The 1,004-nt window shown below is 46.3% G+C and carries 7 tRNA genes; all 7 read left to right on the forward strand.

What is annotated here, in order from left to right:
• Positions 1 to 4: 4 nt before the first annotated feature.
• The 7 genes from JCM19039_RS21215 to JCM19039_RS21245 all read left to right on the forward strand — a co-directional run bounded on the left by JCM19039_RS21215 (position 5) and on the right by JCM19039_RS21245 (position 923).
• A tRNA-Val gene (locus JCM19039_RS21215) sits at positions 5 to 80 on the forward strand.
• Between the two features lie 14 nt (positions 81 to 94).
• Positions 95 to 170: transfer RNA gene (locus JCM19039_RS21220), tRNA-Thr, on the forward strand.
• Between the two features lie 41 nt (positions 171 to 211).
• Positions 212 to 287: transfer RNA gene (locus JCM19039_RS21225), tRNA-Lys, on the forward strand.
• 16 nt (positions 288 to 303) lie between these two features.
• A tRNA-Gly gene (locus JCM19039_RS21230) sits at positions 304 to 378 on the forward strand.
• A 13-nt stretch (positions 379 to 391) separates the two neighbouring features.
• Positions 392 to 468: transfer RNA gene (locus JCM19039_RS21235), tRNA-Arg, on the forward strand.
• Positions 469 to 749: 281 nt separating this feature from the next.
• Positions 750 to 826: transfer RNA gene (locus JCM19039_RS21240), tRNA-Pro, on the forward strand.
• A 21-nt stretch (positions 827 to 847) separates the two neighbouring features.
• A tRNA-Ala gene (locus JCM19039_RS21245) sits at positions 848 to 923 on the forward strand.
• Positions 924 to 1,004: the final 81 nt, after the last annotated feature.

Below are 1,004 nucleotides of genomic sequence, written 5' to 3' on the forward strand. Positions count from 1 at the left end.
ATCCGGAGGGTTAGCTCAGCTGGGAGAGCATCTGCCTTACAAGCAGGGGGTCGGCGGTTCGAACCCGTCACCCTCCACCATTTATTTTTTTTGTGCCGGTCTAGCTCAATTGGTAGAGCAACTGACTTGTAATCAGTAGGTTGGGGGTTCAAGTCCTCTGGCCGGCACCAGTTTCGTCTATTACGTGCAGTGAACGTTATATGACTGTGATGAGCCATTAGCTCAGTTGGTAGAGCATCTGACTTTTAATCAGAGGGTCGGAGGTTCGAGTCCTCCATGGCTCACCATTTTTTATAATATACTGCGGAAGTAGTTCAGTGGTAGAACATCACCTTGCCAAGGTGGGGGTCGCGAGTTCGAATCTCGTCTTCCGCTCCAAACAATTTCATGTGCGCCCGTAGCTCAATTGGATAGAGCGTCTGACTACGGATCAGGAGGTTAGGAGTTCGACTCTTCTCGGGCGCGCCATTTTTATTTAGTTTACACAAAGATTCACCATGTATTTGAGTCCTTTGTTGAAAAGAAACAAAAAGGTCAAAGAATTGAATGAGAGAGTGAGTGTACACAGTACACGTTTCGAACGAGTGAATACAGTTGACGCAGACATTCGTAGTTTATTTAAGACTTTTTGTTGAAAAGAAACAAGAAGGTCGAGGAAACAAGTGAATGAGAGAGTGAGTGTACACGGTACACGACACGAACGAGTGAATGCAGTTGACGAAGAGATTCGCAGTTTATTTTCAATAAAGCGGGAAGTAGCTCAGCTTGGCAGAGCACTTGGTTTGGGACCAAGGGGTCGCAGGTTCAAATCCTGTCTTCCCGACCATTTAAATATTGGACAACATATGGGGCCTTAGCTCAGCTGGGAGAGCGCCTGCTTTGCACGCAGGAGGTCAGCGGTTCGATCCCGCTAGGCTCCACCATTTAATATTGCCCTTTGAAAACTGAATGAAAGATAAGCGAATTAAAGCAATAAAGCTAGCGCTTCTATTAAGAAGCACGAG

Source organism: Geomicrobium sp. JCM 19039 (assembly GCF_000698145.1).
In the GTDB taxonomy this organism is placed as follows: Bacteria; Bacillota; Bacilli; order Bacillales; family Marinococcaceae; genus Geomicrobium_A.